The organism is Oerskovia flava, from assembly GCF_026163685.1.
GTDB classification, from domain to species: Bacteria; Actinomycetota; Actinomycetes; order Actinomycetales; family Cellulomonadaceae; genus Oerskovia_A; species Oerskovia_A flava.
Genome location: NZ_JAOXSR010000002.1, coordinates 324,155 through 330,588 on the forward strand (window position 1 = coordinate 324,155; position 6,434 = coordinate 330,588).

9 protein-coding genes are annotated in these 6,434 nt (G+C 71.9%); all 9 read left to right on the top strand.

Annotated features, from left to right (window positions below; translation table 11 throughout):
- Positions 1 to 2 precede the first annotated feature (2 nt).
- The 9 genes from ligD to OHL10_RS06180 all read left to right on the top strand — a co-directional run bounded on the left by ligD (position 3) and on the right by OHL10_RS06180 (position 6,111).
- Positions 3 to 1,082: a non-homologous end-joining DNA ligase gene (gene ligD, locus OHL10_RS06140; protein WP_265521293.1), complete on the top strand. Its 1,080-nt coding sequence runs from the start codon at positions 3 to 5 to the stop codon at positions 1,080 to 1,082.
- Positions 1,083 to 1,140: 58 nt separating this feature from the next.
- Complete coding sequence (locus tag OHL10_RS06145; RefSeq protein WP_265521294.1) at positions 1,141 to 2,034, top strand: tyrosine-type recombinase/integrase; 894 nt, start codon at positions 1,141 to 1,143, stop codon at positions 2,032 to 2,034.
- Positions 2,031 to 2,465 carry a hypothetical protein gene (locus OHL10_RS06150; RefSeq protein WP_265521295.1) on the top strand — a complete coding sequence of 145 codons (435 nt, stop codon included), beginning with the start codon at positions 2,031 to 2,033 and terminating at the stop codon, positions 2,463 to 2,465. Before OHL10_RS06145 ends, OHL10_RS06150 begins: the two co-directional genes overlap by 4 nt.
- 83 nt (positions 2,466 to 2,548) lie before the next feature.
- On the top strand, positions 2,549 to 2,863 hold the full coding sequence (locus OHL10_RS06155; protein ID WP_265521296.1) for a hypothetical protein: 315 nt from the start codon (positions 2,549 to 2,551) through the stop codon (positions 2,861 to 2,863).
- Positions 2,860 to 3,126, top strand: a complete 267-nt coding sequence (locus OHL10_RS06160; protein ID WP_265521297.1) for a hypothetical protein — start codon at positions 2,860 to 2,862, stop codon at positions 3,124 to 3,126. Before OHL10_RS06155 ends, OHL10_RS06160 begins: the two co-directional genes overlap by 4 nt.
- 69 nt (positions 3,127 to 3,195) lie before the next feature.
- Positions 3,196 to 3,366 carry a hypothetical protein gene (locus OHL10_RS06165; protein ID WP_265521298.1) on the top strand — a complete coding sequence of 57 codons (171 nt, stop codon included), beginning with the start codon at positions 3,196 to 3,198 and terminating at the stop codon, positions 3,364 to 3,366.
- Between the two features lie 69 nt (positions 3,367 to 3,435).
- Positions 3,436 to 4,131 carry a hypothetical protein gene (locus OHL10_RS06170; protein WP_265521299.1) on the top strand — a complete coding sequence of 232 codons (696 nt, stop codon included), beginning with the start codon at positions 3,436 to 3,438 and terminating at the stop codon, positions 4,129 to 4,131.
- 137 nt (positions 4,132 to 4,268) lie between these two features.
- Entirely contained in the window at positions 4,269 to 5,372 is a 1,104-nt protein-coding gene (locus OHL10_RS06175; RefSeq protein WP_265521300.1) for an AAA family ATPase, read from the top strand.
- Positions 5,373 to 5,574: 202 nt separating this feature from the next.
- Positions 5,575 to 6,111, top strand: a complete 537-nt coding sequence (locus tag OHL10_RS06180; protein WP_265521301.1) for a hypothetical protein — start codon at positions 5,575 to 5,577, stop codon at positions 6,109 to 6,111.
- The last annotated feature ends 323 nt before the right edge of the window (positions 6,112 to 6,434 follow it).

Here is a 6,434-nt window from a genome sequence, read left to right on the forward strand (position 1 = left end):
TCATGGCGCCTTCGTCGACACCACCGGTCGAGCTCGACGTCCGCGGTCGCACCGTGCGGGTCACCAGCCCGGACCGTGTGGTCTTCCCCTCCCGCGGCCTGACGAAGCTCGACGTCGTCGAGTACTTCCTCGCCGTCGGTGACGGCATCCTGGGCGCGTTGCTCGACCGCCCCACGACCCTCGAGCGCTGGCCCAAGGGCGTGTTCGAGGGCGCCCGGCTCAGCACCCGCACGGACAGCAGCGGCGACGCCTTCTACCAGAAGCGCATCCCGCGCGGCGCACCCGACTACGTGCAGACCGCGACGATCGCCTTCCCGTCGGGACGCACGGCCGACGAGGTCAGCCCGACCGAGCTGGCCGTCGTCGCCTGGGCGGCGAACCTCGGGACGCTGACGTTCCATCCCTGGCCGGTGTGCTCGGACGACGTCGAGGCACCCGACCAGCTGCGCATCGACCTCGACCCTCAGCCGGGCACCGACTACGACGACGCAGCCCGCGTGGCCCCGGAGCTGCGCGCCGTCCTCACCGAGCTGGGTCTCGAGGGCTGGCCGAAGACCTCCGGCGGTCGTGGGCTGCACGTGTTCGTCCCGATCGCACCCCGCTGGACGTTCGTCGACGCGCGCCGCGCCACCATCGCCATCGGCCGCGAGCTGGAGCGCCGGTTGCCCGACCAGGTCACGACGAAGTGGTGGAAGGAGGAGCGGGGGGAGAAGATCTTCGTCGACTACAACCAGATGGCCCGCGACCGCACCATCGCGTCGGCGTACTCGATCCGGGCCAACGCCCGGGCCACGGTCTCGGCACCGCTGCACTGGGACGAGGTGCCCGACGTCGCTCCGGACGACTTCGACGTGACGACCATGCCCGCACGGTTCGCCGACGTCGGAGACCTCTTCGCCCCGCTGCGCGCCGACCGGACCGTCCCGGGCGGGTCCCTCGAGGCCGCCCTCGAGCTGTCCCGGCGGGACGAGGCCGAGCACGGCCTCGGGGACCTGCCCTACCCTCCCGAGTACCCGAAGATGCCGGGCGAACCCAAGAGAGTTCAACCTTCCCGCGAGCGGCGCGATACCAACGAAAACTAGCCGTGCTCGGTGCGTGGTGGTGTGAGCATAGCGCACCCTCACGCGATAACGTACCGCCATGGAACCCGCGAGTCTCGACGACCTGGCGCGCTCGTTCGCCCGCCACCTACGCGCCGAAGGGCGCTCCCCCGCGACCCTGCGCCTGTACGGGCAGTCCGTCCGGTTCTTCGCCGAGTGGCTCGCGGCGAACGGCCACCCGACGACCATCGACCAGCTGAACCGGCGCAACGTCGTCGACTGGCTCGCCGACCTGCGCGCCGACCGTGAGGCGTCGACGGTGCGCACCCGGCACCGCGGCCTGTACCGGTTCGCCGGCTGGGCCGTTGCTGAGGGCGAGATCGCGGCGAACCCGCTCGACGGTGTGTCTCTGCCCAAGGAGCAGCCCAAGCCCGTTCCGGTGCTGACCGACGCCGAGCTGACCGCGCTGGTCAAGGCGTGCAAGGGCCCGGCGCTGCGCGACCGGCGCGACGAGGCCGTGGTCCGGTTCCTGCTCGACTGCGGCGTGCGGGTCGGCGAACTGTGCGCGCTGACCCGCACAGACCTCGACCTGGACGCCGGCATGGCGATCGTGCGCGGCAAGACCGGCACGCGGCCCGTCTATTTCGGCGCCCGCACCACGGCCGCGCTCGACCGCTACGAGCGTGCGCGGCGCACGTCCCCGCACGCGCAGCTCGACGCCTACTTCCTGTCCCAGCGAGGCGCGCTCACCCCCGACGGCGTGCGCGAGCTCGTGCGCCAGCGTGGCGCGCGCGCCGGCATCACGGCCCTGCACCCGCACCGGTTCCGTCACACGTTCGCCCACGACTACCTGATGGCCGGCGGCCAGGAGCGTGACCTCAAGCGTCTGGCCGGCTGGTCCTCGGACGTGATGCTCGATCGCTATGGTTCCAGCGCCGCTGACGCCCGTGCCCGATCCGCCGCCCAGCGCCTCAAGCGCGGGGATCGGGTATGAGCGCCCCTGAGCGTGTCGAGCGGACCATGCGCTGCCCTCATGGTGACGGGCGCGCCGTCGCGCGCGTCGTCGTGCGTGACGGCGCCCGCTTCCTCGACGTCGTCGGCGGTCGCTTCGAACTCGGCGCCCAGCGGCGTGCCTGGCTTGCAGACCAGCGCCGCACGGCGGACCGGACGCTCGAACTACCCGACCATCCCCTACTCGCCGTTCATCGCGTAGTGGCCGAGCGGATCAGTCGGTCAACCGAGGCGGACCTGGACGACATGGTCTATCCCGAGTCGCACCCGATCCCCTCCGACCTCGACATCTTGCTGAGAGACAACGGCAACGACCCCATGAAGCACCCTGCCGCGTGCCCCCGCTGCCACGCCCTGCTGTGGATCGCCGTGCGTCCTCGCGGTGATGCGTGGAACGTCGTGCTATCTTCCTGAGCACACCGCCCGGTGCGACTGGCGCCGAACCTTAGTTCGCGAGCAATGGGCCGCCGCGAGAGTCCCGAAAGGGTTCTCTCGTTATGCCTGCCAGCGACACCGAGCGACGCCTGCGCGGCCAGATTGCCGCGAACACCTCCTGGGCGAACACCGAAGACCGCACCGCACGCACCGCACCGGCGCGGCGTGCCCTCGAAGCCCGCTTTCTCACGGACGCCGGCGGCGACCCCAAGCGCGCGGAGAGCCTACGCCGCGCCCACTTCCAGAAGCTCGCGCTGAAGTCGGCGCGGGCTCGTCGTCGTGCCCGCGAGGCCCTCGCGGAGGCCGACGCCACCGCCGCGGAACTCGACGACACCACAGCCACGGGGGACGTCGAGGCCCCGGACGATGCCGCGTGAAGACCCCCGCCCGCGACGACGACACCCCAGCCGCGCCGTCACCGCCGACGCCCGTCGTCGTGCCCGCGACTGGCCTGCACGTGTCCGCGTCGTTGAGCCGGCCCCGAGCGTCGATCGCGCTCGAGCACAGCCACCAGCGGCGCGTTCGTCGCGCGGAGCAGGCGTACGAGTCCGCCCGCGCCAGCGGCAACCCCGTGTGGATGACCGAGGCCATGGCCGCGCTCGACGACGCCCGCACCGGCGCCGGTCTCTGGCGCCGCTGACCGATCCCACCGGCGCGCGCATGTAGCCGCCGACCCTCCACCGCACCACCGAACGAAAAGGAACCCCTCATGACCAGCACCCACCGTCCCGGCCTGCGGGCCGTGGCCGTCCCGCCGGCGCTGCCGGACCCCGAGACCGACGACGCGACGCCGCTGCCCGCGACCTCGGCACTGCCGGCACGGCTGTTCGTCCGGGCCGTCGCTGGCCGCCGCGCCCGGCGCCGTCGGCCGAGCGCGTAGCCGGCTCTCGCCATCCACCCCCCACCCCACCCTGGTGCCGTCCGGCACCTGACACGAGAGGAACACCTCATGGTTCTCAAGGCCCTGACGAAGCGCACGACCCCGGAGCCCGCCCCGACGACCGAGGCGACCACGCCGCCCGAGCCCGCGCTCCCGCCCGCGTACACCGACCCGGACAGCCCGCTGTTCGTGCCCGTCGAGCTGCGCCCGTTCTACACAATCGACCCGGTCGCCGACGGCCGCCTGTGGGATCACACCGCAACCCTTCCCGGAAACCCGGACCTGCGCGGCGCGTTCAGGCGCCGGGTCGAAGCGGAGCCGGAGTACTGGACCTCGCTCCGCGGCCGCGGGCTCATCTCCCAGAAGCAATTCACGATCGGGCACACGGACTGGAACACCCCGTGGGATCACATCAGGGCCGCGGTGCGCGCGGACCTCACGGACGCGCACCGCGAGCGGTACCTGTTCCACCCCCGCCGCATTGGACATGCGAGCTTCGAGCACAAGCAATACAGGTTGGGTCAGGAGGCCGCTCGCACCATCGCCCGTCCGCGTACGGACGCCGCGACGGGTGAGGTGGGCGCCGCCCGCATCGGACTGGTCGAGATCGCAGGTTTGCCCCGTCCGGTGCAGCTCTCACCGAGGATGGCGACGATCGTTCGCCAGCGCATGGTGGAGCGGCTCGCGGCCGAGGTGCTGCCGGACGGGCGGACGCGTGGGCAGGCGGCCGACGAGTTCATTGCCCGCATCCTCAGCGAGCAGTAGGCCGGGCGGCCGTTCCCCGGGGTCGGTGCTGGACACACCGACCCCGGGACGGTCTGCGCGACAGGACGGACGACGGCCGTGTACAGGCCGGTGGTCCGCGACCGGACTACTCGCCAGAGAGGCTACAGGGCCGCCCCGTGACCCACTCACCCGCTCCACCCGCCGACGAGGACTCGTGGTTCTCGCCCGACACGTACGACGACCCGGGCGACTCCGCGCTGAGTGACCGCGCGCTTGAAGCGTTCGTCGCCGCGACCGGTCTCGCCGCCGACCCGCAGCCGGCAATCGAAGACGACGCTGAGCCGCCGCTGTTCGCGGACGTGGCGGCCTTGCTCGACGGCACGATGCCCGAACCTCCGCGCCCCAGCCTCATGGTCTGTTCGGACGGTGCGGCCCTCTTCTACCGCGGGCAGTTGAATCACATCTACGGTGACCCGGAGTCCGGCAAGACCTGGGTCTGTCTCGCAGCCGCCGCGACCGACCTTGACGCTGGGCGTCGAGCGGCGGTGATCGACGTCGACCACAACGGGGTGGCGTCGACCGTGCACCGCCTGCTCGACCTCGGTGCGCCGGCGGCCGCGCTGCGGGACCCGGACCGGTTCCGGTACGCCGAGCCCGAGGACGGCGCGCAACTCGTCCAGGTCGTGCGCGCCTTGGCCGAGTGGACACCGGACACGGTCGTCCTGGACAGTCTCGGCGAGGTCCTACCGATGTTCGGTGCATCGTCCAACAGCCCCGACGACTTCACCCGTGTGCACGGGCTCGTGATGAAGCCGCTGGCGCGATCCGGCGCCGCAGTTCTCGTCATTGACCACCTCGCCAAGGGCGAGAGCTCTCGCGCGATGGGCGCCACCGGTACGGCGGCCAAGAAGCGTGCGATCGGCGGCGTGTCGCTGCGCGTCACGGTCGGTACGGCGTTCGCACCCGGTCGCGGTGGGTCGTGCTACCTCGCCATCTCGAAAGACCGGCACGGCGGTCTGCGTCAGCACCGCGCCGGCGCCGGCGACAAGGAGCCGCTGGCCGCCGTGTTCCGCCTGAACGACGACACGACCTTCGCCCTGTACGCGCCGAAGCCGGACGACCGCGACCCGGCCCTGGCGGCCTCTGCCGAAGACGTCGCCGCGGTCGCTGCCCTCGATCCCCCGCCAACCGCAATCAAGGAGGCGCGCGAGCGGCTCGGGTGGAACATGCAGCGCACGGTGAATGCGATGCGCGACTGGCGGCAGTCGGACCGTTCGTGATGCGTTACCCGTTACCCGAGCGTTTCCCGGTAACGGGTAACGACACTCACCCTTCGGTTCGTCATTACCCAATAGCCCGGGTCGTCGCCGCGAGGATCGTTGATCTTCCGCCATTTCCGAGCGGTACCCGTTACCGCACCCCTGGTGTCGGTAACGCGGTAACGACCGATGCGCCGACGTCCGTCAGAATCCGGTGCCACCTATGAGCAGCACTCGCGACGAGCTCGTGCGTGCGGCGGAGCGCCGCGTGCTGTACACCGCGCTGTGGGACAGGTCGTCCGCCGACGAGCTGCGTGCCACGCTGCCGCGGGACGCGTTCGACGGCCCCGCCGCGCTCGTGTGGGCGCTCATCGAGCACCACGACGAGCACACCGAGCCGTGGCCGGTCGGCGGCCCTGCGACGTCGACGTGGTCCGGACCAGACCGTGTGCTGTCGATCCAGGCCTCTGCGCTAGCGCTCCCCGACGTCCCGCCGGCGCACGACGCCCGCGCGGCGTTGCTCTCGGCAGCTCGTCGGCTAGCGCGAACGCACGTTCTGGCCGACGTCGCGGTGATGCCACCGCGTGGTTGGGTAGTCGACGTTCCCACCGCGTGCAGCGTCCTCGCACTCGCGCCGGCGTACCGGGCCGCGGCCCTCGCGCTGGCACAGCTCGACGCCATCGCGCACGCGATCGCGACCGGCGGCACCACGGCTGCACCGTCGGCGCCCGCCTCGAGCGGAAACCGACCAGCGGCATGAGAGCCCAGACGACTCGCGATCCCGCCGCCCATCCAGCAGCGCCGTCGCCGCGGCGCACCTCCCCGCTCACGAGCCGGTGTCGTGACGTAAGCGAGCACCCGCGACGCGTGGTCGACCGGCGCCCGCCGCGCTCTCGGTGATGGGCCGTGTCGGTGCTCGTGGTGTATGTTCCTCGCGGTAGCGCTTCACCCACTCGGGTGGGAGTGGTGGGGGAGGTATGCCCGAGGGCAGGCACAGCCGGCCAGCTCGGGGTCAGGACGCGGTGTCGGGGGCCCGCCCCCCGAGCGCGCCCGGGACCCCCCCCCCCAGTGTGGTAACCAGGG

Bases quoted from the DNA above. Each gene is read 5' to 3' on its own strand.
- OHL10_RS06155 (WP_265521296.1), top strand. From the start codon at position 2,549: ATGCCTGCCAGCGACACCGAGCGACGCCTGCGCGGCCAGATTGCCGCG.
- OHL10_RS06150 (WP_265521295.1), top strand. From the start codon at position 2,031: ATGAGCGCCCCTGAGCGTGTCGAGCGGACCATGCGCTGCCCTCATGGT.
- ligD (WP_265521293.1), top strand. From the start codon at position 3: ATGGCGCCTTCGTCGACACCACCGGTCGAGCTCGACGTCCGCGGTCGC.
- OHL10_RS06145 (WP_265521294.1), top strand. From the start codon at position 1,141: ATGGAACCCGCGAGTCTCGACGACCTGGCGCGCTCGTTCGCCCGCCAC.
- OHL10_RS06180 (WP_265521301.1), top strand. From the start codon at position 5,575: ATGAGCAGCACTCGCGACGAGCTCGTGCGTGCGGCGGAGCGCCGCGTG.
- OHL10_RS06170 (WP_265521299.1), top strand. From the start codon at position 3,436: ATGGTTCTCAAGGCCCTGACGAAGCGCACGACCCCGGAGCCCGCCCCG.
- OHL10_RS06165 (WP_265521298.1), top strand. From the start codon at position 3,196: ATGACCAGCACCCACCGTCCCGGCCTGCGGGCCGTGGCCGTCCCGCCG.